The organism is Sphingomonas sp. LR59, from assembly GCF_036855945.1.
Taxonomy (GTDB): Bacteria; Pseudomonadota; Alphaproteobacteria; order Sphingomonadales; family Sphingomonadaceae; genus Sphingomonas.
In genome coordinates, this window is sequence record NZ_JASPFL010000001.1 from 1,544,816 (window position 1) to 1,571,728 (window position 26,913).

At 59.5% G+C, this 26,913-nt stretch carries 20 protein-coding genes, 2 pseudogenes and 1 riboswitch; of the genes and pseudogenes, 7 read left to right on the forward strand and 15 right to left on the reverse strand.

Going from position 1 to position 26,913, the window contains the following annotated elements:
• Window positions 1–106 precede the first annotated feature (106 nt).
• The 3 genes and pseudogenes from nhaA (at window position 107) to QP164_RS07010 (ending at window position 3,550) form a co-directional block, all read left to right on the forward strand.
• Entirely contained in the window at window positions 107–1,333 is a 1,227-nt protein-coding gene (gene nhaA / locus QP164_RS06995; RefSeq protein WP_333922674.1) for a Na+/H+ antiporter NhaA, read from the forward strand.
• A 106-nt stretch (window positions 1,334–1,439) separates the two neighbouring features.
• Window positions 1,440–2,527, forward strand: a pseudogene (rodA, locus tag QP164_RS19820) (rod shape-determining protein RodA).
• Between the two features lie 372 nt (window positions 2,528–2,899).
• Window positions 2,900–3,550 (forward strand): recombinase family protein, encoded by a 651-nt coding sequence (locus tag QP164_RS07010; protein ID WP_333922677.1) that lies wholly within the window; start codon window positions 2,900–2,902, stop codon window positions 3,548–3,550.
• A gap of 862 nt (window positions 3,551–4,412) precedes the next feature.
• Here QP164_RS07010 and QP164_RS07015 read toward each other — a convergent pair.
• From QP164_RS07015 to QP164_RS07025, 3 genes and pseudogenes are all read right to left on the reverse strand, one after another.
• A protein-coding gene (locus tag QP164_RS07015; protein WP_333922098.1) for an IS3 family transposase occupies window positions 4,413–5,577 on the reverse strand; the annotation gives its coding sequence in 2 pieces (ribosomal slippage) (window positions 4,413–5,322 and window positions 5,321–5,577; 1,167 coding nt in all).
• A 360-nt stretch (window positions 5,578–5,937) separates the two neighbouring features.
• Window positions 5,938–6,288: pseudogene (locus QP164_RS07020) on the reverse strand (transposase); the annotation flags it as partial.
• A 224-nt stretch (window positions 6,289–6,512) separates the two neighbouring features.
• A complete protein-coding gene (locus QP164_RS07025; RefSeq protein WP_147453133.1) occupies window positions 6,513–7,568 on the reverse strand; it encodes a hypothetical protein in 1,056 nt (351 codons plus the stop codon).
• 319 nt (window positions 7,569–7,887) lie between these two features.
• On the opposite strand from QP164_RS07025, the gene QP164_RS07030 reads away from it, so the two are divergent.
• Window positions 7,888–8,679, forward strand: coding sequence for a hypothetical protein (locus QP164_RS07030; protein WP_333922678.1), 792 nt, complete (start codon window positions 7,888–7,890; stop codon window positions 8,677–8,679).
• A 70-nt stretch (window positions 8,680–8,749) separates the two neighbouring features.
• On the opposite strand, the gene QP164_RS07035 is transcribed toward QP164_RS07030, so the two are convergent.
• The 12 genes from QP164_RS07035 to QP164_RS07090 form a co-directional block, all read right to left on the reverse strand.
• Window positions 8,750–9,067, reverse strand: a complete 318-nt coding sequence (locus QP164_RS07035) for a hypothetical protein (RefSeq protein WP_132897179.1) — start codon at window positions 9,065–9,067, stop codon at window positions 8,750–8,752.
• A 1,428-nt stretch (window positions 9,068–10,495) separates the two neighbouring features.
• Window positions 10,496–11,422 (reverse strand): EF-hand domain-containing protein, encoded by a 927-nt coding sequence (locus tag QP164_RS07040; RefSeq protein ID WP_132897180.1) that lies wholly within the window; start codon window positions 11,420–11,422, stop codon window positions 10,496–10,498.
• Between the two features lie 646 nt (window positions 11,423–12,068).
• Window positions 12,069–12,296 carry a helix-turn-helix domain-containing protein gene (locus QP164_RS07045; protein ID WP_333924200.1) on the reverse strand — a complete coding sequence of 76 codons (228 nt, stop codon included), beginning with the start codon at window positions 12,294–12,296 and terminating at the stop codon, window positions 12,069–12,071.
• Entirely contained in the window at window positions 12,269–12,796 is a 528-nt protein-coding gene (locus QP164_RS07050; RefSeq protein WP_333922679.1) for a Crp/Fnr family transcriptional regulator, read from the reverse strand. Before QP164_RS07050 ends, QP164_RS07045 begins: the two co-directional genes overlap by 28 nt.
• A gap of 260 nt (window positions 12,797–13,056) precedes the next feature.
• Entirely contained in the window at window positions 13,057–13,938 is an 882-nt protein-coding gene (locus tag QP164_RS07055) for a YihY/virulence factor BrkB family protein (RefSeq protein WP_333922680.1), read from the reverse strand.
• A gap of 499 nt (window positions 13,939–14,437) precedes the next feature.
• Window positions 14,438–16,231, reverse strand: coding sequence for a PAS domain S-box protein (locus tag QP164_RS07060; protein ID WP_333922681.1), 1,794 nt, complete (start codon window positions 16,229–16,231; stop codon window positions 14,438–14,440).
• A gap of 211 nt (window positions 16,232–16,442) precedes the next feature.
• On the reverse strand, window positions 16,443–17,699 hold the full coding sequence (locus QP164_RS07065) for a cation:proton antiporter (protein WP_333922682.1): 1,257 nt from the start codon (window positions 17,697–17,699) through the stop codon (window positions 16,443–16,445).
• Between the two features lie 6 nt (window positions 17,700–17,705).
• Window positions 17,706–18,683 carry a mechanosensitive ion channel family protein gene (locus QP164_RS07070; protein WP_333922683.1) on the reverse strand — a complete coding sequence of 326 codons (978 nt, stop codon included), beginning with the start codon at window positions 18,681–18,683 and terminating at the stop codon, window positions 17,706–17,708.
• 11 nt (window positions 18,684–18,694) lie between these two features.
• Complete coding sequence (locus tag QP164_RS07075; RefSeq protein ID WP_333922684.1) at window positions 18,695–20,101, reverse strand: DUF2254 domain-containing protein; 1,407 nt, start codon at window positions 20,099–20,101, stop codon at window positions 18,695–18,697.
• A 51-nt stretch (window positions 20,102–20,152) separates the two neighbouring features.
• On the reverse strand, window positions 20,153–20,449 hold the full coding sequence (locus QP164_RS07080) for a hypothetical protein (RefSeq protein ID WP_333924201.1): 297 nt from the start codon (window positions 20,447–20,449) through the stop codon (window positions 20,153–20,155).
• Window positions 20,450–20,852: 403 nt separating this feature from the next.
• Window positions 20,853–21,287, reverse strand: a complete 435-nt coding sequence (locus QP164_RS07085) for a pyridoxamine 5'-phosphate oxidase family protein (protein WP_333922685.1) — start codon at window positions 21,285–21,287, stop codon at window positions 20,853–20,855.
• A gap of 155 nt (window positions 21,288–21,442) precedes the next feature.
• Complete coding sequence (locus tag QP164_RS07090; protein WP_333922686.1) at window positions 21,443–23,482, reverse strand: TonB-dependent receptor; 2,040 nt, start codon at window positions 23,480–23,482, stop codon at window positions 21,443–21,445.
• 169 nt (window positions 23,483–23,651) lie between these two features.
• Window positions 23,652–23,888, reverse strand: a riboswitch (cobalamin riboswitch).
• Window positions 23,889–24,078: 190 nt separating this feature from the next.
• On the opposite strand from QP164_RS07090, the gene QP164_RS07095 reads away from it, so the two are divergent.
• The 3 genes from QP164_RS07095 (at window position 24,079) to QP164_RS07105 (ending at window position 26,898) form a co-directional block, all read left to right on the forward strand.
• Window positions 24,079–24,447: a DUF2946 family protein gene (locus QP164_RS07095; RefSeq protein ID WP_333924202.1), complete on the forward strand. Its 369-nt coding sequence runs from the start codon at window positions 24,079–24,081 to the stop codon at window positions 24,445–24,447.
• 79 nt (window positions 24,448–24,526) lie between these two features.
• Complete coding sequence (locus tag QP164_RS07100; RefSeq protein WP_333922687.1) at window positions 24,527–26,533, forward strand: TonB-dependent receptor; 2,007 nt, start codon at window positions 24,527–24,529, stop codon at window positions 26,531–26,533.
• Window positions 26,509–26,898 carry a TonB-dependent receptor gene (locus tag QP164_RS07105; RefSeq protein WP_333922688.1) on the forward strand — a complete coding sequence of 130 codons (390 nt, stop codon included), beginning with the start codon at window positions 26,509–26,511 and terminating at the stop codon, window positions 26,896–26,898. The genes QP164_RS07100 and QP164_RS07105 overlap by 25 nt, the downstream gene beginning before the upstream one ends.
• Window positions 26,899–26,913: the final 15 nt, after the last annotated feature.

Below are 26,913 nucleotides of genomic sequence, written 5' to 3' on the forward strand. Positions count from 1 at the left end.
GAGCGTCCACAACGATCAGCATTCCGACGTGCCGTGCGGACAACTTCTCATCATTGATCCGCACGTCCCATCGGCGGTGCCGATACCGCAAAGGGCAGGACTGCGCATGGCCGCTCATCATCAGACAGGTGTCGAGGCGCGCTTTGCCTTCCTTCGCAGCGAGGCTGCTGGCGGCCCGCTGCTCATGGGCGCTGCGGCGCTGGCGATGATTGCGGCCAACCTGCCCGGAACGCACGCTTACCACGACGTACTGCACATGGCGGTGGGGCCGACATTGTCCGACCGGTTAGGCCCGATGACGCCGCACCGTTGGATCAACGACGGCCTCATGGCGCTGTTCTTCCTGCTCGTGGGTCTCGAACTGAAGCGCGAGTTTCTGGAAGGCCGGCTGTCGCGCTGGTCCGACCGAACGATGCCTGCCATAGCTGCCGCGGCCGGCATGGCTGTCCCGGCGCTGATCTATCTGCTCGTGTCATGGTCCGACCCGTCTTTGTACGGCGGATGGGCGATCCCCGCGGCGACTGATATCGCCTTTGCGTTGGGCGTGCTGGCGCTGCTCGGCAACCGCGTGCCGGCCTCGCTGAAACTATTCCTCATGTCGGTCGCGATCGTCGATGATCTTGGCGCAGTCGCTATCATCGCGCTGTTCTATACGGCGTCGATCGACGCGCTGGCGATCACCGCTGCCGCGGCGATCTTCGGGGTCATGCACCTGCTCCGCTGGCGGGGTGTGAACGCGCTGACGCCCTATCTCATCTTGGCCGCACTGCTCTGGTACGCGGTGCTACTCTCCGGCGTCCATGCGACTATCGCGGGCGTCCTCGCCGCAACCGCCATCCCGCTTCGCGCGAACGGCGACAGGGACGCGGGCGCACCGCTGCACCGTCTCGAACACGCGCTGACGCCGTTAGTCGGGCTGCTGATCGTACCGCTGTTCGGGTTCGCCAATGCCGGCGTATCGTTGGGCGGTATCGGGTTGCAGGCGATCGTCGCACCGTTGCCGCTGGGCGTTGCTGCCGGTCTGTTCCTCGGCAAGCAGTTCGGCATATTTGGCGCATTGCAGATCGGCAGGCGGCTGGGGCTATTCGGCACTCTGCCGGGCGCGAGCGTCATGCAGACGTACGGCGTCGTTCTGCTGTGCGGCATTGGCTTCACGATGAGCTTGTTCATCGGCGCGCTTGCATTCCCAACGTCTCCGCACCTCGCGGAAGAGGCGAAGATCGGCATCCTGCTGGGATCGATGATGTCCGCGCTCGCCGGATATGCCGTCCTCCGGTTCGCCAGATCCGGAACTTACCCGGCGTCGACCACCCTATCGCCGGCGTCCGACTAACCGCTCGCACCGCCCTTCATCATCCTGTCCGCTGCCGCGGACAACAAGGACGCCTGCCATCTCCCGCGAACATGTTCCCCTAGCGATCAAATCGCTGCCATGGTCGATGCTTCTCGCCGTCTGCATCGTCATGTCTGCAAGTCTGCTCACGCTCTACTCTGCGGCGAACGGAAGCATGACACCGTGGGCGTTCAATCAGGGTCTCAGGTTCGGCTTTCTGTTCGTGGTCATGCTGCTGGTGTCGTTCGTCCCGGTGTCGTTCTGGCGCGATTATTCGCTGCCCTTCTATGGCGTCACACTCGGGCTGCTGCTGATCGTCGAGCTGTTCGGCAAGATCGGGATGGGTGCGCAGCGCTGGATCGATCTCGGGATCATCCGCCTGCAACCCTCCGAGTTCATGAAGATCGCTATCGTGCTTTCACTGGCGAGCTATTTCGACCGCGTGCCCCCCGGGTTCATCCGCCGCCCCATGACGCTGCTGCCACCTGTGGTGATGATCGGTCTGCCGGTCGTGCTGGTCCTGCTGCAACCCGATCTAGGCACTGCGATGATGATCGCGCTCGCCGGCACCGCTCTCCTCTTTCTTGCCGGCATCCCGCTACGCTGGTTTGTGGGGGAGGGCTGGCATTCGCCTGCACGCTTCCAGTCGTCGTGAACAATCTGCTTCACGACTATCAGCGACACCGGGTGCTGATCTTCCTTGATCCCGAAAGCGACCCGCTCGGCACGGGCTACCATATCGCGCAGTCGAAGATCGCGATCGGATCAAGCGGCATCTGGGGCAAGGGCTTCATGGAGGGCACACAGAGCCACCTCGCCTATCTGCCTGAGCCGCATACCGACTTCATCCTTGCGACGATGATGGAAGAATGGGGCCTGGTCGGCGGGGTCGTGATCCTACTGGCCTATGCGTGGATTATTCGCTGGGCGAGTGGGGTTGCCATGCGATCAACCGATCGCTTCGTAAAACTTGCTGCGATTGGGCTGTCCTTCACGATCTCGCTGTATGTCGGGATCAACATGGCAATGGTGCTGGGTCTGGCTCCGGTCGTTGGCATCCCGCTGCCACTTCTGTCCTACGGTGGATCGGCAATGATGACGGTGCTGATCCTGCTCGGCATTCTCATGTCATTCGACAGGGCCGAGCGAAAAAGCGGAAGCTCATCAACCCTTAGCTTTTCGTTGGCCAGATAGGTTCTCAATTAGGAACCGCCAGCGAGATAGCTGTCGTCTTTCGGTCAGTCCCGCGCCTCATGTACCGAGCTTTCTCAAAATACGTTCTCAAAAACACTTTCTCCAAATTGCGCAGTGAGATGGCATTATGAGAAGGCAGGGCGGCTCCGATGGGGCGACCGCAATGAACCAGGAGTAAGGCACCATCGATCCCGGCCGAGGCCCCTCCCCTTCCCACGCCCTTCCTCTTCCAAAGTCGTGCGAATGATTGGGATGCAGCCGGTACGGTTTAGCTATGCCTTTCGCAGACCTCTCAATAGCTGGTACTTTAATCCCGTCCTGACGGCGTAAAAAGGACTAGACTAATAAGTACCACATATAGCAGACTGCGGGATGTTTATCCGAGCCTATCTTCGCGCTTCTACCTCCGGACAGGATGCGTCGCGCGCCAAGAGCGCCCTCGACGTGTTTGCGACCGAGCACGGGCTTCGGATTGCGGCCCGCTATGTCGAAAACGAAAGTGGAGCCAAGCTTCACCGGCCAGAGCTGTTCCGCCTGCTTTCGGATTGCGAGCCGGGAGACGTGCTCTTGGTCGAGCAGGTTGATCGGCTTTCCCGCCTCACCTCCCCAGACTGGATCAAACTGCGGAATATAATCGACGCCAAGCAGGTCCGGGTTGTTGCACTCGACCTGCCGACGTCGTGGATCCTGACGGCGCCGACGGATGAGTTCACCGGCCGAATGTTCGCAGCGGTCAACGCCATGATGTTGGACGTACTCGCCGCGGTTGCCCGTAAGGACTATGAGGATCGCCGTCGTCGACAAGCCGAAGGCACCGCAAAAGCCAAGGCAGCGGGCCTTTATAAGGGGCGTCCCGAGAACAAGACCCGCAACGCTGCGATCTCGAGCCTTCTTCGCGATGGCCGAAGCTGGCGCGATATAATGGATGCGACTGGATGCAGTCGAACGCTGCTAGCCAAGATTGCTCGTGATCGCCGTCGACAGGCAGAGGCTGACGCAGCAATGTCAGACGCGCACCCTTAATGTGTTCAGGCAGACTCTAGACCCTCATAATGAGGTGTCCGATTTCTCTGCTACCGACCCTGTTTGAACGGGTTTTGTGTACCAAAGCCCATGCCCACTCAGGGTATACCCTATTTGACAAATACGGGATGCCTATAACTTTGTCTGCCAATCATCGCATTTTGGGAACGTCCGGGTTGGGCGGACGCTTGCCGCAAGCATTATCGACGCCGCTAGCGTCCTCTCTCAAATCTAAAGTTTATGGCGGTGTCTGACATTTTACATTCACCGACCATTCCGAGCGCTGGCGGATCGATCATTATAAAGCGATAATCTCAGCTAATCCCGGTTGCTTGTGAGGATGCTGATGAACCTGCAGAACTTTAGAGAATGAGAAAACCTCTGAACGATCCGATAGACAGACGTATGGTTGCCCTGCGCGAGAAGTCGCTCGACAAAAGCCGATGGTGGATGCGATCACGTCGTACCATCGGTTTTTCGGTGATGGTATTGATTGACGTCCTTATCCTGTTGATTATCCGGTACGGAACAACCAACGACAGCGACGCTGCAGGCAACGGTATGGCTCATGCCATTGACATAGCGTTGTTCGAGATTGGGGGGCTACGGTCTGCGTTGTTACGTTTCTGTACGTCATCATTCCAAGCCGAAATATAAGGATAGGTTTCACGATCCTTATGGCGCTGATTACAGTAGCTTTGATGGTGATAACCGCCTGATGCGCTTTGTATTAGAGTAACGACCTTATCGAGAAAGCCTGATTGGCTAGAATCGCGCAATTCGAGAATCGTGCGCTTACATATCTTGAAGGCGGGAACAGTACATGCGGATACTGCTGTTGAACTGACGTGACCCCCGTTTTTCATCCAGCGGCAACCAGAGACCGACCGTTGTTGTCGCGCAGGAGCGCGGGTGAAGCAACGGGCGGGTTTAAACCCGCCCGTTGCTTTTCGAGTTCGGCGGCGAAGGCCGCTGGTGTGGCGTAGCCGAGCGAGGAGTGCGGCCGCTCAGTGTTGTAGTCGTCGACCCAGCGCGCGAGGATCGCGCGCGCCTGGCGGATGGTGAAGAACAGCGTCTCGTTCAGCAACTCGTCGCGCATGCGACCGTTGAAGCTCTCGACGAACCCGTTCTGCGTCGGCTTGCCCGGGGCGATATAGTGCCACTCGACGCCGGCATCGCCCGACCACGCGAGCACCGCGTTCGAGGTCAGTTCGGTCCCGTTGTCGCTGACGATCATCTTGGGCGCACCGCGCTCGGCGATCAGATTAGCGAGTTCGCGTACCACGCGCTTGCCCGAGATCGAGGTGTCGAGCACCGCCCGCAAGCACTCGCGTGTCACGTCGTCGACGATGTTGAGGATGCGGAACCGCCGCCCCGTGGCCATCTGGTCATGCACGAAGTCCAGGCTCCAGCGCTGGTTGGGCAGCGCCAGCACGGGGGCCGGCGCCCGCGCGCCGACAGCACGCTTGCGTCCCTTGCGACGACGCACCGTCAAACCCTCTTCGCGGTAGAGCCGCTGGGTCTTCTTGCGGTTGATCGTGATGCCGTCCCGGCGCAGCAGGATGTGCAGCCGCCGATAGCCGAACCGCCGGCGCTGCTGCGCCAGCTCACGCAATCGCGACCGCAGGTCGCCATCATCTCCCCGGCACGAGCGGTACCGCATGCTCTTGCGATCCGCTCCGACGACAGCACACGCCCGCCGCTCGCTCATCCCCAGCGCCGTCTGGAGATGCGCGACCGCTTCCCGCTTCGCGGCAGGCGTCACCATTTTTTGACAGCAGGTCCTTCAGACCCGCGTTGTCGAGCATCGTATCCGCCAGCAGCCGCTTGAGCCGGGCGTTCTCCTCCTCGAGCGCTCGCAGCCGCTTCGCGTCGGACACCTCCAGCCCTCCGAACTTGGCCTTCCACGCGTAATACGTCGCGCTCGACATCCCGTGCCGCCGGCACAGGTCCGTCACTACCGCGCCCGCCTCGGCCTCCTTCAGGATGCCGATGATCTGCTCTTCCGAAAACTGCTTCCGCTTCATCTGTCCGTCCCTTTCCGGGGTCGGACTCTAGCTCCAACTGGAGGAAAAACGGGGGTCACGTCAGAACTTGGCGTGGACCTTATTGGCGGGTGCGAGTGTGTCACCGGCAGCGTCAGAGCCATGGCAGTTCACGGACGAGCGCATGATCGTGGCGAGCCACACAATGGTCATCACCTTTATCGGCGAGTCCGTAAGGGTGAAGGGTGAGATGCGAACAGCGCGGGTCAATCTACACCTCCCGAAGCCAGACAAGTATGGCGCGAGCAGCTTTGCTATCGATACCGAGGTGGACTGTACGCGAAAGCGCTTGCGGGAGGTGGCATCAGTTGCAACGCGTTCCGATGGCGGCGTCGTGCATTAGGCGCTCCGGTTGTCGCGGCGAAAGTCAGCGATGGTCTTGTAGTCTGGCCGAAGCCCACGCAGCAGCCAGATCAGCTCGAGGTTGCGTGCCGCCTCGGCTTCCAGCCGTCGGCTCGACCGCACCCGGTTGAGATAGCCGTACAGGTACAGCTTGAGCATGTCGCCCGGGTCATAGCCTGGGCGCCCCGTCGCCTTCGGCCGCGACCGATGAAAACCGGCCTCGCCCAGATCGAGGTCATGAACGAACGCGTCGATGAACCGAACCGGACTATCCGCTGCCACATAATCCTCTACCGATGCCGGCAGCAGCAGCGCCTGGTCGCGCGCATGACCCTCGATATATGCCATGATTACAGCATACGCCCGTCAGCAACCTTGTGGAATCACCCAGCGAGTTTTCGCACGGTCTGGATCGATTCCGAGAACGCCTGCGACGTCTCGATCAGCGTTCCTTTTCGAGAAATTTGGTGTGCCGTCGCGCAGAGGGGGATGGGCACAGCATGAGCCCCGCCTCGACATGAACGAAGGGCCGAAGTTGGGCAGCAGAAATCACCCCGCGAATATCGACTTCTGGATCAATCTGCATGGCTCCCACCGACAGCGATAACTCCATCCTGATATGCCGGCCGCGCCCTGATCGCGATCGTACCGCGATCGGCATCATAAAGAACGTCATAGGCAAAATACGCCAGGAGACCCGATCGAATCCGCATGCCTTCCACTCGCGGATCGGCGACGGCATTGAACCTCGATGCCTGCATCCTGCGGCCCACGGTGAAACGGACTCCCATTGCCTCCGTATCGGTGCTGCCACCAAAAGTAAGCCGAGCTGTCGTGCCTTCGGTCCAGCCGTTATCGGCACGGTGGTTGACGAGTTCAATTCCCGGGGCGCCGCTATCGATCAACGTCGGCGCGCAGACGGGTTTTCCGTCGTTGTGCTGTAAACACGCACGCACTGCGTCATTCGATCGCGTTCGATGCGCGTCCGCCAAAAGAAGTGGCGTAAAACCGATGATCTGTTGCTCGCTCGGATTGAGGATTAGTTTCCCGATAGGCGTCTCGCCTGGCCTGGGTAGTTCGACGATCCACCGGTGGGCGCCAATCTCTTGAAATGGGTTTGGCAAGTCGGCGCTTGCCAAACCCACACCGAGTATGGCGCGAAACCCCTCGCCGGCGAGGCCATTGCCCTGAATACCGAACTGGCGGCGATCGACGTGCAAAGCAGGGCAATCGGGACGGGCAGCACTACATCCGATTGCACGAATATCTTGCCAGCGGGCGCTTTTGTGAAGGTCACCGACCGAAACTTCTGTGCGGACCACGGGGCCCTCAAGGGTGGTGCCGACGCCATAGCCGTATCTTTGTACCGGTCCAACTTCCTTCGTGGTGGCAGAATCTATAACGCCTGGGAGTACGCGCAGCCCAACCGAGCCGGTATCGAGACCGGCGTCGATCGGATGCCCGTCGACTTTGATCGTTATCGCGTAGCGTCGCGTCCCGTCAGACAAATCGACCTCGCGGATGGGAACCTGAACGGAAGCCGATTGGGTTTGGGCACCGCCCGGAAGAGCTGCAACCTGGGTGCCGGCTGCAAGGCAAATTATGACGAACGATGTTTTATCTCGAATCATCGGGCGATCCTTTGCACTGTATATTCCTTTTATCAGCAATCACGACGTACGCGATCATGCCGGCAGCGGCAGAGCTAAGTTGTGCGGTTCCCCGTACGTGAGCATCGGGGCGTGAATCAGACTGCATGATGAGCGTATAGACAGGGATAGCCGGGGAGGGCGCCGAACGAACCTATTTGGTTGTGCCGGGCAAAAAGTGCGTGATACCGTTGTTGCGCCTCCTGATATGAATGCTCGCTCGACGAGGGAGGCTATGCTGGAGATGATCCCGTCATAGTTTACCAACGAAGTGGCGACAGGTAACAACAGGAGTCGAGCCATGATCAAAACGTGTGTCACGGCCGCTTTCCTGTTTGGTTTGGCCACCGCGAGCGGTGCGGATGGCGCCGACCGATCAATAGCCACTGTCGCGCTTTCCGGTCCTTTTGCCACGCAGACGCCGTGGCGCTTGACGGTGACGCAAAGCGGGCATCCCGGTATATCCGGCACCGGAGATCCCGAACCCGGCGTGGTTATGCCGTGCCTCCGGCATGCGAATTCTTTGACCTGCGATCCCGCCCTAGACGTTCGCCTTGACCCCAATAGGCAGATGAGTGACTTCGACCAACCGCATTACCTGCGTATGGCGCGCGTCGCGTATCGACAGGCGGGCGATCGGGAGCCGCTGCTGATTGTCGTTCTGGCCAGCATTCACGCGGGTAACGGTGGTCAACTTGTCGGCACCCAGGCTTTTGCCTATCACCGAGATACCGACCGTTTCGTTAGTCTGTTTACGCATACCACCGGCACCAACAACAATCAGGAGGTACGCTTCGTCCAAGCGGGGCTGCTGCGCGGCGCCTTCGTCACAGTCGAGCCGACCACCGACGCGCCTTTCGGCTACTGGGTCACGGTCGCACGATCGAGCGACCCGACTGCGCCGTACCGTACCGTGCTGCGCTATCGCAGCGCGACAGGCTATAACGACGGCAACGCGCTGCCGGTGATCGATTCAGAAATGCCGGAAATACTGCAGCGCCTTTCGTTGTGGCGACCCGGGCAGCGGCTGCCGCTACCAGCGTCCGGCTGCTCGAAACCGACACTCAAGAACGGCGCGTTGTGGTGCATGTAATCGTCAGTCGCCGAACAGCACTGCCAGCCCGCTCAGTTTCTCGATCAACGATCGAGAAACGGGAAAGCCTCTACGCCACAGCCGCGAGGCTTTCTGCGCGCTGTAAGTCCTTAGGCCGCCCAAAAGCGGCGAGCATGGCTTGTAGGTCCGCCTTCTCGGGGACGAAGACAACCAAGCCAGCAACCTCAACGCGTTGCCGCGTCGCTGGCAGTACCGGCAGCCACGTCTCCCCTGACCGGCGGTGGAAGTCTGCCATGAACTCCACCGGCAACGGCGTCGTTCCGGTCCAAGTGCCGAAGATCTTCGACCGAAATGCAGCATGTGCCGATCCTTGCCGAAGCTGGATGCCGATCGTTGGCAGAATGCGTTGCGCATCGGCAATGCTCAACAGTACGTCCACGTCAGCTACGTGGCCTGGATCAGCCCCGTGCAAGGCGACGGCTGCGCTCGCGATAATCCACTACGGATCACGCGCCTCGACCATGAGATTTCCGACCGCGCCTAACGACGCCAAGAGGGGTGGGCTGACCGTCATCCGCTTTCAATAGCGTCTATTATCCCGCTTGGGATGGCATTGCGGGAAAGCGGGTGAAGACGGGTAGTATGGGTTATATGGCTTCATAGGCAGGAGCCGTCCGGCAATAGAGGCAAGTCGTGGCGATCACGTTGAGGTTGCAGAGGGGGCGAAATGCGTGATTTTTGCATCCGAGCGCCTACCGGGAATGTCGAATTTGTCACTTTCAGGGTGCTCAACAACGTGCTCTGCTGGGCACAACCTATGGGAAGTATCCGCATGGTTGATGCCTTTCTCCGCATGCCGTTACGGTTCTGGCTTCGCGTCGGCACCGTATTTTCCGTGCTTTGGTTAGTAATTATAAGTTTGGTGCGGTGGTCATGGCTATCACGCGAGCATTTGAGAATATACTTTCACAACCTTGGATCGTGCCATTTGCACGCAGTTGATTCCGGTAGCGCCTGCGTCAAACTTGCCGAGCATCAACTAGAGGTCAGTAGTAATTCTGTCTCGCCGTTATCTATCGGAACAAGCATTTTTCAGCTAGCGCTTATTTGGGCTCTTGGTGCTGTAATCGTCGGCGGCTCAAGATGGGTAAGCCGAACAGCAATACGATGATGATCGATTTTAATAAACCGTCATATCCATAATATACAAATTACTGAGTTTGTATCATGTCTGCAACCGTACCGATTTTGGTGCCGCATGTTAAGTAAGACAACAACTGGCTGCAGATTCATTTTTGGTGGTATCAGTATCATACTTTTTGTGGCAATGATCTGGCTAAGGTCAAAGATTCCTTATAGCTCTGGTCTGTACAATATAATTTATTATCATTCGAGACCGCATAAGCCTGAGGATAACAATACATTTCTATTCATATTCCACTATTCTGCTGTCTTGCTACCGTAATTACTCCATTCTCCTTTAGTGGCAGTATTAAAAAGAGATGGCGCTGCACCCTATACTTATCCATTTTTCTTTATTGTATTCATCGCATTCGCGGTTGGTTGAATTGTTCGATTTAGTATCTTGGGGAAGTTTTATGGGATTTCAGGCTGAAAGGTTTATAGCACGTTGACCGAATCAGCCGACGAACCACACACCGTGATATACATAATAATCGCTAGGACTACGCAAACTAAAAGTACCGCCAACAGCAAATATGGTGCTAACATTGATGGTTGGCGCATAAATGCTATCTCTGCGATAGGTTGGTCCCGCTCGATCCAACACTTGTGATTCTCTATCAGAGATTTATATGGGTTAATTTTTTTCATTTATAAGTTAGGAGGCATAAGCTTACCTTGTGATCTTAATCGTCACGGGCGACGAAATAGCCTTGGCATAGCGAGCCGGCGTTGCGCTAGGATCGAACAGAGAGACCATCGCCTGGACTTGGTAGATACCCGGCCCCGGGAAGATCGTTCGGGTCATTTCGTGGATGGCGACGCTAAAAGGGGCCTCTCCGCCGATAGAAGTCAGCTCGCCGGGCGCAAGCGGCGGTGGCGGCGGTGATCCTATCATTCTTTCTGCAGGCTCGACGAACTGGCCGGTCGACGATCTCACCAGAAAGACGATCCCGCGTGTCACCTGAACAAATGGGGAGATAGCGAGACCATCACTTGTTGCAGTAAGATCCACTGTAAACGTCGCCATGCCGCTCATCGGCGCTGCGCCGGCCTTCAACGCTATTTTGATAGGAGTCGCTGATCCCGACCACGTAGCCTGAGCGGGAGGATTCCATATCTCGCCCGCCTGTCCGGCGTCCTTCGCACGTGATGAAGGACGTAGCGATACGCCTTCTGGCGTCCTCCCATCGCTTATGGTCTTTTGCATAAATGCCATTCGTTCTTCCGGCGTCACCACACCATCGTGGTTCGTATCCTGAAGCGCAAAAGCACGCTTTGCCGCGGCGATCTCTTCAGCGAGAGATATCCGACCATCCTTGTCGGTGTCGCCTGCTTGGAAAAGTGCTGCTGACAACGGCGGTAGCGGATGGGCGGTATCGGTTCCCGGTATTGCCAAACCGTTCATAGACTTCGTGATGAACCGGGCCATCTCTGTTGGGGTGACGTCTCCATCACCGTTTGCATCCATCTTCCTATGAAGCGCAGTGGCGCTCGCCAGAGCCGTCGCTTCGGTGTCACGACCCAACAGATCGGGGCTCGATATCGCGCCGGAAGCGGCAGCCTGTGCCGCAAGAATCAGAAGGAAAGGCATCACCATTTGCCAGCCTAGCCCCGGATGACATTACACGTTGCTGACGCGAGGATTAAATCGACCCCCCTCGGATGATTTTTGCATCAAGAGTGGGCGGTTACTCCATAGGTCAGGCCATTCTCAAAATTCGATCGAGTTTTGAGAAGGGAAAGGAAGGCGGGCCTTACGCTTTAGTAAAACGCGCTAGATATATTCGGGAGGCGGAAGGAGAGCGGACAGGCGGCTCGCGAGATGGTAGAAATTGCAAAATTCGTTGAACGCTTTGCCGCTTAAATCCAAAATTGTATTGATCTCGCTCAATCCGATCCCTGCCTTCGGGCGTTACTAGCCAATGGAACCAGACGAACCATTGTTACGCGAAGCGTATGAAGCGGGCTTGAAAAGCGGTCAACGCGAAGGGGTTCCAGACCAATGCCCCTTTGAAATTCATGACAAAATGTCGGAGCGTTTCGCGTGGCTTTCCGGTTTCAGCGTTGGCAAAACTGTACGACTGTTGAAATAGTCGTTCCCCGTTTTCATCGACGCCGGGACGCCCTGCGACATGACATTAAACGCTAACAGAACTGTTCCATTTTGCGCGGATATCTACGACAATCGGACTCCCAAATCCCGTAATCGCGCCGCAACCGCGAAGGAACACAAGCCGACCCTTTCAAACCGCAGGCGGCAACCACGCGGTCTCGATCTCGCCGTAACGATCCATAAACCCGGTCGCCGCGACCAGCGCCGCTTCATCGACGATCCGCACCCGCCGCCCGGTCCGCTCGATCACGCCCGCCCTTTCCAACGCGCGGATCGTCCGGTTCACATGTACCTTGGTCAGCCCGAGCGCATCGCCGATATCGGTCTGCGTCAGCGGCAGGTCGAAGGAATCGACGATCCCCCCGCCGTCACACGCAACCGCGCCATGATGTCGAGTAGCAGCGTGGAAAGCCGTTCGCTCGCCCCCATCCGCCCGATCGTCGTCAGCCGGTCGCTCATCGCGACGTTCTCGGCCGCTGCGATTGCATAGAGGAGCCCGGCGATCCGCGGTTGTGCGCGGAACAGCAGCCCGAGTTCAGTCTTCGGCAAATCGATCACGATGCAGTCCGAGATCGCGGTCAGTGTCGCCGCTGCCTGCGACCACGCCATGCTCGACGTCCCGATCAGGTCGCCTGCGTAGTGGAAGCGCAGGATTTGCCGCCCACCGGTGACCAGCTTGGTCGACGAGTGCAACCACCCCTGTCGCACGACATACAGCGCGTGGCTTTCGCCGCCCTCCACGACCAGGACATCGCCCGCACGCAAGCGCCGCTCGCCGCGTTCGGCGTGTAGAATCGCCTCGCGTTCGGCGTCGGTGAGATCGAGATGCCGCCCCAGTCGGGCGATCAAACCGCTCAATTGCATGCCTTACCTCTTCCTGCCTGCGCTCGGCTGATGCCGCCCCGTCGCCAGATAACCGAACCCCGCTTTAAACCAAGCTTATTACTCTCCCATACTGTATTCACGCTAACCAAATGATGTCTTCAATAGACTAGAAGGTCTTAGCGGTAAGATCTAATTATTCCCAAGTTTATTCATATTTTATAGATGAATATACCACCAAATAGAAGCTCGATACGTATAGTAAAGCTGTGAAGTCAGTGACGCAATTGTCTGATTTAAGTTTCAACGCGAGCGTCTTTCGCGCGATATGCCTGTACGTCCAGCGCGGCTCCTAAGAGAAATGAATATACGCTCAGCCATAACCACGTCAACGCCACGATAATTGCGCTCAGAGATCCGTAGGTTGCCCCATAATCACCAAAGTTCGACACATAGATACTGAATGCCGAACTAGCGAGCAGCCATACAATAGTCGCAGCAACCGTTCCGGGCGTCGCCCAACGCAACCTCGCACGCGGGCGGTACGGTCCAAAACGAAACAATAGCGACGCCCCGGTTATAACAATTATAGCCAGTAGCATATAGGTAATGAGTCTAATGAGTAATAGTACAACACCCGGAAACCACGGTACTAGAGTACCGGCAAATGCAGCTAGGGCACCTGATCCAATCGCAACAAAAACTAGCACAATTCCGCCCAGCACGACCGCAAACGAGGTGAGCGTCCAAACGATAAAATTCCGTTTATCTTTTACCTCATAGGCGACATTCAGGGCGGTCATCATCGATGTGGCAGCTTTGCTACCCCCGTACAGGGCGATGAGCAACGCCAACCCGAGTCCAAATCCTTTTTTACCTTGCGATCCTGAAACTACTGTGTCGAGTTGTTGGCCTATTAATACCGCGACATCCTTTGGCACAGTAGAGAATAGCTCGCGAATATTGCCTTGCACCGTCTGAGCATCGGCGAACAGGCCATAACTGAGCACAATTGCGGCCAGAATTGGTGCGATGGAAGCTATTATGTAGAAAGCCGCGCCAGCAGCGATCATTCCAAGATTGTCGTCGCTGGAGGAAGCCCATGCGCGCTTTGTTATTCCCCACCAATCTTTGTGGAACGATCGCCAGAGGTCGGACGAAGATAAATCTAGTTTCATTATCTAACTCAACGAAGCGAATGAACCAAAGCTCCCGAGTTTTAATTAATAAGCAATATCAGATGTTTAGACGAACATCGAGGATTTTGGTCAAATAAAATTGCTTTGACACAGTAGTTGGAGGCTTACCGTCTTCTGGAGGCCAAATTTGGCTAATTCTCGACATACGTTCCTTCCGAAAGCCCAAGCTTCTGGAGCGGCGGAGCGGAAAGCGTTAGAGACCTGCGCGATGCAGAGAATGATGGTACGATAGGCGAGTGCTGAAAACATAAATGAAGCAGTATGCAGCGCAGAACGCTGATGCAAGAAAGAGTCTTACGCAGATTGAGACATTAATCACAAAACTTGGAAACTAAGACCTACTCGATCTTGCTGGCATTTCTAAGGAAAAATCCAAAGCAGATTGCGCAGTATGGCTTCGCTGAAATGGCCCGACGTAAAATCAGTCTTTAAAACAATCAGCAACCATCGCAGCCGAGCGTCGCTCACGCTGTGGGTATTAGTCCTCTTCCAGTAACGCGCGAGGGCAGTGGAAAACAGCCGCAAGGCCTTCATCGGTGTAGTCGAGCCTGGCTTGCCGCGCACCTGCGATACCCATACCTATCAGCCGTGATCCGAAACCTGTTGCGGTAGATGCACGCGCGGGTGGCCCGCCCTCCTCTTTCCATCTCAGGCAAAACGTCCCTTCTTCGACCCACCATTCGATCCGGACAAGGCCGTCTGGTAGCGACAGCGATCCATACTTTACCGCGTTCGTCGCCAGCTCGTGCAGCAGCAACGATAGCGAAAGCGCTGCTCGCGATCCGACGATCAAGTCAGGGCCTGTAAGCAGGAAGCGGCGTCCTTCCGCCTCAAGCCTCAGCACACGTTCCATAAGCTCGCTGAGCGATGTCGAGGACCAGCTGGTCTGGATCAGCACCTCATGAGCACGGCTCAGCGCTGCCAGCCTGTTTTGTAGGGCCGTCGAAACTGCTTGGTCGCTCCCACGCAACGTCTGGAAAGCGACGGATTGCACCATTGCAAAGGTGTTCTTCACCCGGTGCGACAGTTCATGCATCAGCAACTGACGCTGCTCATCGTGATCCTTGCGATCGGTGACATCGACCACTGTGCCAGAGAAGCGAACAGGTTGGCCCTGCTGATTGTAGATCATGCGGCCTTTGCACTCGACCCAGCGTAGTCGCTCGCCGGGAATGGCAAGCCGGTACTCAACCAGGAACTCGGCGCCAGTATCGAACACCTGTCGTATCCTGGCGCGCAAAGGCGCTACATCCTCCTCGACAACATGGGTCTGATATTCCTCCATGGTCAGACCAGCTTTGGTCTGCGCTTTGTCCAGGCCATACAGGCGCGCGAAGTGGGCGTCGCCGTGCAGCAGGTCCGTATCAACGACCCAGTCCCAAAGGCCGACAACACCGGAGGCGGCCAGCGCCATTTCCAGTCGCTCATCAGCGAGCCTCACTTCCGTGCGGTCGCGCAGCATCTTCACATAACCCTGCAGTTCGCCGTCCGGCCCTCGCAGCGGCATCATCTCGCCACTGGCCCAAAAGCGCTCGCCGCTCTTGCGAAGGTGCCAACGCTCGTCGATCCCGCGGCCGACGGTTCTGGCTCCTTCCATCTCCTTGTCAGAGATACCTGCCGCCCGGTCTTCTGGCGTGAAGAAGGCGTCGAGGTCCCGGCCGCAAATTTCCTCGGGAGTCCAGCCAAGGATCTGACGTGCCCCCTCGTTCCAGTCCGTGATCCTGCCATCCCGGTTCATGACAATGATCGCGTAATCGACCGCGCTGTTGAACACGGCTTCAAACCGCGAACGCTCACGTTGCAGATTGAGCAGCGTGACGACCTGGCGACCCAGCGCTGCCAAGGCTCCTGCCTGATTATCCGTAAGTCCGCCTGGACGGGGCTCACGGTCCATGATGCACAGCGTGCCAAGCGGCTTGTCATCGGAACCGACCAAGAAGACGCCGGCATAGAAGCGCAGCGAAGGATCAGCCGTGACCAGTGGATGGCATGCGGTGCGGAGGTCAGCGCTGAGATCAGGAATGACGAGGAGATCACGCTCGTTGATCGTGTGCTGGCAGATCACTTCGTTGAGCGGTGCCGTACTGGCAGTGATGCCGATGCTCGCTTTCGGGATCTGCTGCCCCGCCTCTATAACGCTGACGAGCGCGACCGGTGCGCCACAAATTTGTGCTGCAAGTCGTACTACATCGTCAAATTGCCCACCCTCCAGATTGAGGCCGCTCCAGGACACGGCTTCCAGGGTCTTTGTCGGGCTGGCAGATTGGGGCACGAAAGCAGAGATCCTGGCAGAAACGGTAGATAGCCCTGCATTAGCATGATCCTGAGGATCTGCTCTAGCTCCTCTTCGATCGTCGTCGGTTAGCGCATCGCAACGAGATTTCGCAAAGTTCGCGATCCAGAGAGGTACGACTTTACGATGTCATCGTAGCAGCCCTCCCAGTGATGTGGGAGGTGGGAGCCTGATCGCCGCTCCTTCAGCGTCAGCTATTTGGGCTGCGGGCTTTGGCGCGATCAAGAACGCGCTCAACAGTGCCGCCTTGCACGATCACCGAGAACAGCACCACGATGTATGTGGCGGCCAGCGCGATAGATCGCGCCGGGCCATCTGGCAGGCCAAGGGCCAGCGCCACCGAAATTCCGCCACGTAGGCCACCCCAGATCAGTGTTAACGGCGCGAGCCGTCCGAGCGACAGGATCGGTCGCAGGACCGCAAGCGGAGCGACGACCGCTATCCCGCGGGCTAGCAGTACGAGCGGCACCGCCGCGACACCGAGCGCGATCAGTCGCGGATCCCATGCAATGGTCACGACCTCAAGCCCGATGAGCAGGAACAGGACGGCGTTGAGGATGTCGTCGATCAACGCCCAGAACTTCAGCAGGTAATCGCGCGTGATGTCACTCATCGCATCGGCAACGCCCTTGTTGCCAATCAGCAGCCCGGCGACTGCCATGGCGACCGGACCGCTGATGTGGAGCTGCGCGGCAAGCGCGTAGCCCCCCATAACCACCGCCAGTGAGATCATCACCTCGACATTGTATTCGTCAATCGATCGCATCGCCCGGTAGCCGATCCAGCCTGCCGCCACCCCCAGAAGCACGCCTCCGCCCGCTTCCTGAAAGAACAGTGCCGCACCGTGACCGAGCGACAGCGGTTCAGTGCCCAGCGCGGCTTCGAGCAGGATAGCGAAGACGACCACCCCGACCCCGTCGTTGAACAGGCTTTCACCGGCCACCGTCGCTTTCAGTGTCGGCGAAACCTCCGCTCGACCGAGGATGCCCATGACGGCGACGGGGTCCGTCGGGCTGATGAGCGCGCCGAAGACGAGACACCAGATCAGCGGCACGGCAAGGCCGAGCCAACCAGCGATCAGGTGGAAGCCACCGCCAATGATGAGGGTGGAGAGCAACACGCCAACGGTGCTGAGAACAACGATAGGCCAGCGCCCGCGTCGCATATCATCCCACTTCACGTGCAGTGCGCCCGCGAACAGCAGGAACGACAGCATGCCGTCCATCAATGTCGTGTGGAAATCGATGCCGGCGATGAAGCCGACGACCTGCTCGCCGACCTGACTGCCGGGCAGCAACTGGTCAATACCGACGACAAGCAAGGAAGCGACCGCCCCCATGATCGTCAAGCCGATCGACGAGGGCAGTTTCAGGACACGGTGGTTGAAGTAGCCCAGCACCGCGGCGAGTACGATCAGGATCGCCGCTGCGTCGAACGGAGTCAGCACGGCCGGTTAGTCCTTCGGGTCGCTACGGACGATGGTCAGCGCGTTGATGTGGCGCGGCTCGGGAACGGTATCACCCGCCGGCCAGCCCTCGCGCTGGCGTCGACGATCGCCGTCGCTCGCCTCGGTCTGGTCGTGGAACAGCACCTGGGTGGTAGGGAACGGCAGATCGATCCCGGCGCCGACCAGCGCCTCAGACACCGCCTGCAGAACCCGGTCACGAACCTGAACAACGCCCGACCGCTTGGGCTTAGTCCACCAGCGCACCCTTAGGTTCTTGGACGATCCGGCCAGATCCCAGAGCAGCACATCGGGGGCAGGCTCGGCGAGCACGCCGTCGACGCCCTTGACCGCTTCCAGGGCAATCCGTCGTGCGGTGGTGACGTCGTCGCCGTAGCCGATGCCAACGTCATACTCGCTGCGCAGCAAGTCGTAGGCGGTGATGACGGTTACCGTTTCGGTATAGATGACGCTGTTGGGCACGATCACCCGCTGGCCGTCATAGGTGCGGATGTAAGTGGCGCGCGTCTCGATTGACTCCACCGTTCCAGTGAAGCCGCCCCCGGTGGTGATCTCGTCTCCAGCGCGGAACGGGTGACGAATGAGAAGCAGGATACCGGCGAGCAGGTTCTGGAAGATGTCCTTGAACGCAAAGCCGATCGCGACACCACCGATCCCGAGCGCCGAGAACAGCTTCGCCGGCGTGACGGACGGAAACGCAACGGTCGCAGCGATCAACGCGCCGAGCAGCATCAGAGCGATATAGGCAAGCCGGCCAAACGCCATGCCGGCGCTGGGAAACTCGGAACGCTTGGCTGCGAACGCCTCGACGCCGCGGCGAACACCCGATGCAAGGCCCCAGAATATCAGGAAGACGATCAGCCCCGCCAGAAGCAAAGGCAGCATGGCAAGGAAGCCGTTGACCATGCCGTTGACGGTCGTCCAGATCTCGGACGGATGGATGGCCTTTGCGGAAGGAGTATTCATCATGCTGTTCCTTAGGCCGTGCCGGCAAGCCAGGCGGTGCCGTCGCGCAGACGACGCTTGTAGTCGGGTTGGTCGAGCGCGGCCCGCAACTCAGTTGCGCGGGTCCGGACTCGGGTCAGGTTGAAGCCCTTCAGTGCCTCACCCGCGAGTTCCTCCAGCCTGTCGGTGTAAAGGCGGATCGTCGTCAGCCGATCGGGCTCGTCACAGTCGAGTGATACCTCGCCTAGCGCGTTGAGATAGCGCAGGCTCGCTACCATGTCGGCCGCACAATACTGCGCCAGCGCGCCAAACGACCGGTCCATCAACGATGCAAAGGTGGTGGGATGGGCGATGACGCGAAGGGAGCCTTCGTCGTCGACACGCAGGTGTGACGGCAGCGATCGGCCGGCCAGATCGGACATCGCAGCGCTCAGCCAGTCAAGGCAGGTGACCGCTGTGAAGGGATCGTTGACGCCAGGCGATAGTGCCCGTGCCGCGATCTCGACCAACTCGTCGACGAGGAAGCGCAGGTCCTGCAACGCCGAACGCCGCGAACCCACGGCGAAGGCATCGCGTAAGTCATTTGCACAGTCGTCGTCACACTGCTCCGGCGGCCAGACTTCGACCAAGGCGCGGCCAACATGAACGAAGTCACCGGGCTGGTACTGAAGGCGAAGAACGAGATCGTGCCTGGATGCCAGACGGAGGACGGCCTCATCGTCGAGGAACTGGATATAACCCGTATCCTTGGCCGTAACGATCCGACACTGTTTGCCGACGCGCGCGTTGGCATCGTCGCGGAAAGTGTCGGGAACGTTCGTAGCGGTCGTGGCATGATCGTCGGGCGAACTGCCGACAAAGCGGGGGAAGCGATCGTCAATGCCGCGCAGCAAGCGGTCGCCGACGTCCTCGATCACACTATTGATGTGAATTTTGGATGGTACATGGTGGATAAAATAGATCAGCACCGCGATCGAGCAGAGCGCCAGTAGCACGCCGACCAGCAGCGCCAGATTGGGCACGAAGCCATAGCCACCTGACTCGTCAGCCGAGTGGATCGTGCGGAGCACTAGCAGGCAATACAGGAACGTCGCGATAAAGGTGCCGAGCGTCACTTGGTTGCCGCGGTCGCGCATGAAGTTGGTCAGCAGGCGGGGACCATATTGGCCGGATGCATACACTACTGCGGCGATCGTGACGGAGAACACCGTACCGGCCACCGTGATCATCGACCCGCCGACCGACGACAGCACCTGCCGCGCACCATCCGGTCGCGAGGCATATAGCCAGACATAGCCGTCCATCCAGGACGAGCCCACCTTCGTATCCAGTGCCACCATGCTACCTGCCAGCAATATTGCGGCGATGGCCATGACGGTGGGGACGAACCAATAGCTGGAACCGAGGTAATCGGTCAGACGGCGAAAGCCGGCGTTCATGAGGCAAGGCTTTCGACAGATGCCCGGCCGACTAGCGGCCGGGCAGAAAAATCAACGGACAGCTGCGGCCTGATTGGCGACTATGGCGTCGCGCTGTTGCTGGCTCATGCCGGCAACGTTCATATCAGCTGCCTCGATGGCGTCAGAGCGGGAGTCGCCGACCTTGCGTGCCTTGTCGGCACGATTATCGAGCTGCGCTGCCTGATTACGCAAATCATCGGCATTCGCTTCCATGGCGTCAGCACGGGTATCCGCTGCATTCTCGACGCGATCAGCAAGCTTGTCCGACGGACTTTTATTGCAAGCCGCGAGCGGGAGTACGGCGGCAAGTGCCGCCAGGGTGATCATTGATTTCAAGGCATCTCTCCTGACAAAGCGCCAGGGTGTGTCCCGGGCGCGCCGAGCTCACTGTCCGGTTTATATCAACTGCGAAACGACCAAGGGGTTCCAGACACAGGTTAAGTGCAAGCGGCTGGAAGGATTACCGATTTTTCGGTTAGTTGATCTCGGTGCTCGTATGTGGCTGGCAAAGATGGTCCGGTTTTGCCGGATTTTCGCCTGTCGACCGGATACGAGCCTTGAGGATGCCCGGGATGCCGCCTGCCCATTCTTATCGGGAGCCAGCCCCAGTTATGGTAACGTACGAGCGATAACGTCTAAAAGAAAAAGGCATTTGATACGCCCAAAAGACAGAACTCCCGCGAAGCACCCGCGCGAAAGTTCTGTATTTGACAAGCTTTTGGCGGCTTTCTCAGATAGCGATTTCGCCCTCGTCACTACCGTCCCAGTAACGAATTGCCTTTGCGTCGACACGGATCATCACAACGCCGGGTGTGTCGATGCCCTGAGGAAAATACCGATCGAGATCCTTGGTCCAGTGATCGGCGAACGCGACTTTGTCCTCGATTAGCGCAGCGGCTCCTTCGACAGCTACAAACAGCGGGGGACCACCGAGCATACCGACGGCGCCGGTATAGCTAAGCGTGACGTGAGGATCGGCGCGCAGGTCAGCAATCTTCCGTGATTTTTCGTAGGCAAAAAAGTAGCTGTCACCTTGATATTCGACATCGCCATTGTTGCTCATCGGGCGGGCCGTCATCGTTCCGTTGGATGAGCGAGTGGCCATCATTGTGAAGTCCAACTTTGCCATCTTTTTCGACAGTTCGTGTAGGCTGAGGTCCGACATCGTATTGCTCCTTCAAAGTGGGCTATGACATTTGCTCGAGTGTTTACAACGAACGTGGTGATGTGTCGGCCGCGTGAGATAACGGGAGTGTTTTATCCATACCGAAATTCAATGGTCGCCAGCTTCATCCGAAGCTGGCGACCATCTGGCACTGCCTAGAAATTCACCCGGGCACCCAGGCGCAAGGTGCGTGGCTCAACTACGCGGCTCAACCGGCCATCCGTCGGCCCTGAGGCGTCGAACGAGGGAATGTAGGACTCGTAGAAATAGGCGATGTCCTTGTCGCGGCTGTCGAGGATGTTGAGCACCTCACCGTACACGTCGAACCGCCCGATCTTGCGAGCCGCGCGGACGTTGACGACGGTGCTTCCTGTATCTCGGACGCTGTTGTCTTCGATCAAAGGATAGGGCCCAAGGTGGCGGACGCGAGCGCTTGCCTCCCAAGGATTGAGCACCAGCGCGATCCCGGCGGATGCGGCGTTCTCGAAGGCGTTGGGAATGCGATCGCCATTGTCGTTGCGCGATCGGCTTGCCGTATAGTTGCCGTCGATCGCAAGCCACGGCCTGGGCCGCCAGAACGCCACCAGTTCATAGCCACGACGCTCGCTGGCACCGGTCGGTTCAACCGCGTTGGAATCTCCAACGAAGCGCAGTTCGCTGTCGACGTCGAGCCACCAATAGGTCGCGGTCAGCGTAATGCCGGGTAACTGCCACCGGGCGCCGACTTCACGGCCGTTGCCGCGGACCAGCACAGGCACCGGCGTTTCGACGTTTACCGCGCCGCGGACGTCGTTGGAGTGGAACCCACGTCCCCAGTTGCCGTAGAACTCCAGCCGATCGGTCGGCGAGTACGCGATCGATGCCTTGGGCGACAGGGTCGTGTCGTCGCCACTGCCTTCCCCGGCCAACACGGCCGCCTGATCCCGCGCGCGAACGACGTAGTGATAATAATCTCCACGAACCCCACCGATCAGGCGGAGGCCCGTAACCGGCGTCCACGTCGCTTCGCCATACAATGCCGCCGACGCTTCCTCGACATGGTAGCGACCGAGCGACGACAGGAACGATCGCGCGCTGGTGCGATAGACACCGACGCTGCCGATATGGTCGTAGCGCTCTTCGGTACCGAGCGAGACGGCGAGAGCTGGTGCGAGCGTCCAACGCTTTTCGCCCCTCGCGCCGACGATCCAGCGTTTGTCGAACTGGCGGATCTGTGCGCTGGTCCCGTCCGGGTCGGTGTAGGTCGGGTTCGAATACATCGACCAGTCGTAGAACTGACCATAGACATTGGCGTGCCAGTCAGGCTGGCGGACCGCGACGTTGCCGACGAGCCGTGTCGTTTCGCCGCGTGCCGTCGGATCGGGTGAGCAGAACACGTCCTTGCAGAGCGCGGTACCAATTATGCGCTCGGGAATCTGTTCGGTCGGACGCCAGGTCGCGCGGTAGGCGTTGAGCGAGGCTTCGACCTGGCCTGCGCCAGCTGGAGCGGTATACTTCGCGAAGCCAGATGCGTGTCGCAGATGCTCAGGCTCCTCCCATGGTCCGTCGTAGACCTTGGTTTGCGCGACGAGCGTCAGTTTCCCCGGACCAATCCCGTCAATCGTCCCGCCCGCGGCGATCCGACCATAGCCATAAGAGCCGCCCTCGACCGAAAGCCACGGCCGGGCAAAGCTGTCGATCGTGGTCATGTAGGCAGCCCCCGCCAGCGCGAAGTCGCCGCCATCGGCACGGTATGGCCCTTTGCGAAAATCCTCGCGCGCGACGATCTCCGGGATCAGTCCGTTGAGATCGAGATAGCCTTGGCCATGACCGTGGGTGCGCAGGTTCATTTGCACCCCGTCGATATAAGTTGTGAAGTCCGAACCGTGATCGAGATTGAAGCCACGCAGGAAATACTGGTTGGCCTTGCCGCTTCCCGAATGCTGCGCAGCGACCATGCCAGGTATCGCCTCTAGCAGTTCGGCAACGCGCAGCAGCGGGCGAACCAGAAGGTCGGCACCGGCGACGGTGCCCTCACTTGCTGCATGCGCAACACCGATCTTCGCTTCGCCGCGGCCGAACACGACAATGTCGTTTGGTGCCTGTGACGGCACAGCCTCGGTGTCTTGCCCCTGAGCCCATGCTGGTGTGGTGCTACATGCCGAAGCTATAGCCACGCATTCGAGCCATTTTGTTCGTAATCTCAGATTCTTCATGTCCGTCCCCCGTGCGCCAAGCGACTTCGGACGGGGGCGTCCGCTGCGAACGGTCGGCACGCGTCGACAGGCGGACGCAAGCGCCCGCGACACGAACCGATGCGACCCCCGCCGCTCGTTCGTCGCTCAGACGGAAGAACCGTGCCCCGACCATCCCCTGGACCAAAGCAAGAGCGACCAGACGCTGGCAGGTCTCCTGGCTCACGGGTCGTCGCTCGATATACGGCCTTCCCGGATCTCGGCCGTTACGGCGTTGGTCCAGTGGCTGCACCCTCCAGAAGAGGACGCGATGTACGTCTCGCTCGCCGCTTACAGTTGCAGGGACAGCCTCGGCTTCGGGAGAGCGTCTCCCACACCGTGTTCCCTATTAAGTCCCTCTCGGGACACCAGCGCGATCATTGTCGGGTCGGAGATACCTCTCCGGCCTGACGGACAATGCGTACCGGGGAAGGTTCCGATCGGCAAGACAGCCTCGGCCTTCTCTGATCCCGTCCGTTTACAGGGGAGATCGACACGGCAATGACAGGACTGCCTGCCTGCGCTACCCGCATTCGGTGTTCGCCGTTCGTCGCCTCCTAGCGCAACGCTACTTCGCTGTGCTCGTATGCGCGGCAACGCTGTTGCTCAAGCTGCTGGTACCGGCCGGGTACATGATTGGCAGCGAGCACGGCCGGATCACGATCGAGCTCTGTTCCGGCGTGGCTCCTCGAGCCGTAACGATGGCAATGCCGGGGATGCACGGCGACATGCCCGATCACGGCAAGTCGAAGGATCATGGCAAGGCTGACATGCCCTGCGCCTTTGCGGGCCTGTCGGCAGCATCGCTCGGTGCGATCGATCCTATTCAGCTCATCACCTTAATCGTTTTCGTCATGGCGGTCGGGCTGTCACCGGCCGTGCTGCCGGCGATCATTCGCCGCAGCCATCTTCGGCCTCCGCTTCGAGGTCCACCGGCCCTCCTTTGACCACCTGATCGCGTGCTCCTTCAGGAGCAACCACGTCCACGGCTCGCGTGCTTTCGCGGGGCCGGTCAAAGGCCTATTCATGATCCGATCCCACTTGTTGGCGGGGGCATGCCTGCCCTGCCTCCTGCTCGCCGTACCAGCATCTGCTCAGGATCTGGTGGCCCCTCCCACGAAGGCCGACGCAACGGCGACCAACACGCTGAGCGATGGACCAGCGGAAACCAACGACATTATCGTCACCGCGCTGAAACGCCCGCAAGCGCTCAAGGACGTGCCCGCAAGCGTCACCATCCTTCCTGCCGACCTGCTGCGCCGCCTCAATGCGCAGGACTTCTCCCGCGTCGCGGACTCCGTGCCGGGCCTGGCCTTCGCGACCACCGGGCCCGGCAACTCGCAATATATCATACGCGGGATCGGCGGGGTGGGGTTCGTCCAGTCGCCGACGACGGGCGTCTACCTCGACGAGACCCCGCTTCAGACCCGCGCACTCCGCGGCTTTTCGCAGCCCGACCCGCAGCTGTTCGACGTCGCTCGGGTCGAAGTGCTGCGCGGACCGCAAGGCGTGTTGTTCGGGTCGTCGTCGATGGGCGGCCTGGTCCGCATCGTGACCAACCAGCCGGATGCCACCAAGATCGCCGCACTGAGTCAGGCGAGCGTTGCGACCGTTACCGATGGCGGCACGAGCTGGGACGCCAAGGCGATGCTCAATCTGCCGATCGCAGCCGATACGCTGGCGCTGCGCATATCGGGCGGGTTTGTCCGGCAGGGCGGCTGGATCGACGATCTGCGGCCGACTACCGGCGACCTGACCGAGAACGCCGGAACGTCGGCGGTCCGCAAGGACGTCAACTGGACGCGCACCGGCACGGTTCGCGCCGCGCTTCGCTGGAATGCGACGCCGACCCTGACGATCACCCCGTCGTTGGTCTGGCAGGCCGCCTATAGCAATGCGGACCGTCCCCATAGCGACGTGACCTTCGGCAAGCGCGCGCGGCTGAAGGCGCGGTATGCTGACACGTATGCCAAGGATCGGTTCGTCATCGGCTCGCTGCTGATTGAGAACCGGTTCGACGCGCTGGGTGGCTTCATTCTGTCGTCCAACTCGTCGTGGCTCGACCGGCGCAACCGTCTGTCGTTCGACGTCACCGCATTCGACTCTCCGATCGTCGAGGACATTGTCGGACCGGGTCCAGGCGGCAAGCTGTTCCCAACGCCACTCGTCGATTTCGGCCGCACGAAACAATTCACGCAGGAGGTGCGCGCCGTGTCCGATGGACCGGAGCGGCTGCAATATGTCTTCGGCGCGCTCTACCGCGACCTTCATCAGGACTCCCGCCGTACGATCACCGTCGCTGACCTGTTCGGCGTCACCGCGCCGCTGCCACTCGGTGCCAGCAGCCCGGCCGTCGTCCAGGACACGACGGTGCGCTTCCGTGAGAACGAGATCGCGGCGTTCGGCGAGCTGACCTATGCCGTGGTGCCGAAGGTGAAGGTCGCTGCTGGCGCCCGGGTGTTTGCCTATCGCCAGCGCGAAGTAAGCCGACGCTATGGGATCGGTGGCGTCGCGGGCGGCGATCTCGCCTACGATTATGACGAGCGCAATCGCGAGAACGGCGTCACACCGCGCTTCACGCTAAGCTATGAGCCGAGCCGTGCCGCGACGCTCTACGCCAGCTACTCACAGGGATTCCGCACCGGGGGCGTCAATGCGCCAGTGACGGATGATATCTGCTCGGCTGCGGAACGTCGCGCGGCAGGCATTCCCGATGTACTGCCGCCCTACGACAGCGATCGTACCGACAATTACGAGATAGGCGCCAAGACCAGCCTGTGGGGCGGTCGCGTGCAGATCAACGGTGCTGCCTATGCGATCGACTGGAAGGACTATCAGCAGGCGTTCCAGACTGCGTGCGGGATCAACAACGCGACGACCATCTCCTTCACCGTCAACGCCGGCCGGGTTCGTAGCCGTGGCGGCGAGCTTGAAGTTTCCGTGTCGCCGGTCCGGGGCTCGATCTTCACGCGGGCGGATCGTTCACCGACGCGACCTACCGCAACGACGTGCCCAACTTGCTGCTGCCGGTAGGCTCGCGTGTGCTCGATGTGCCGCGCTGGCTGTGGAATGTGCGCGGCGAGTACGAGACCGCGCTCACAGAAGGGCTGACCGGCACGCTGTTCGCCGCGGCGCGCCACGTCGGCGGATCCAACAGCGGGTTCGGCGAAGGCGAGGTGCTGCCGCGTCCGCCCTACACGCTGGTCGACGCCTCCGCCGGGGTGACGATGCGTGGCGGCTTGGGGGTCGACCTGTTCGTCACCAACCTGTTCGACGCCGTGCCGGTCTTCGGTCAGGAGTTCACGACGTCGCCCGGCAACACCACTGCGACCAGTTACTTTTCCTATCTCGTCGGCCCGCCGCGGACGATCGGGATACGTCTGACCAAGGCATTATGATGGCGGGCATGGACG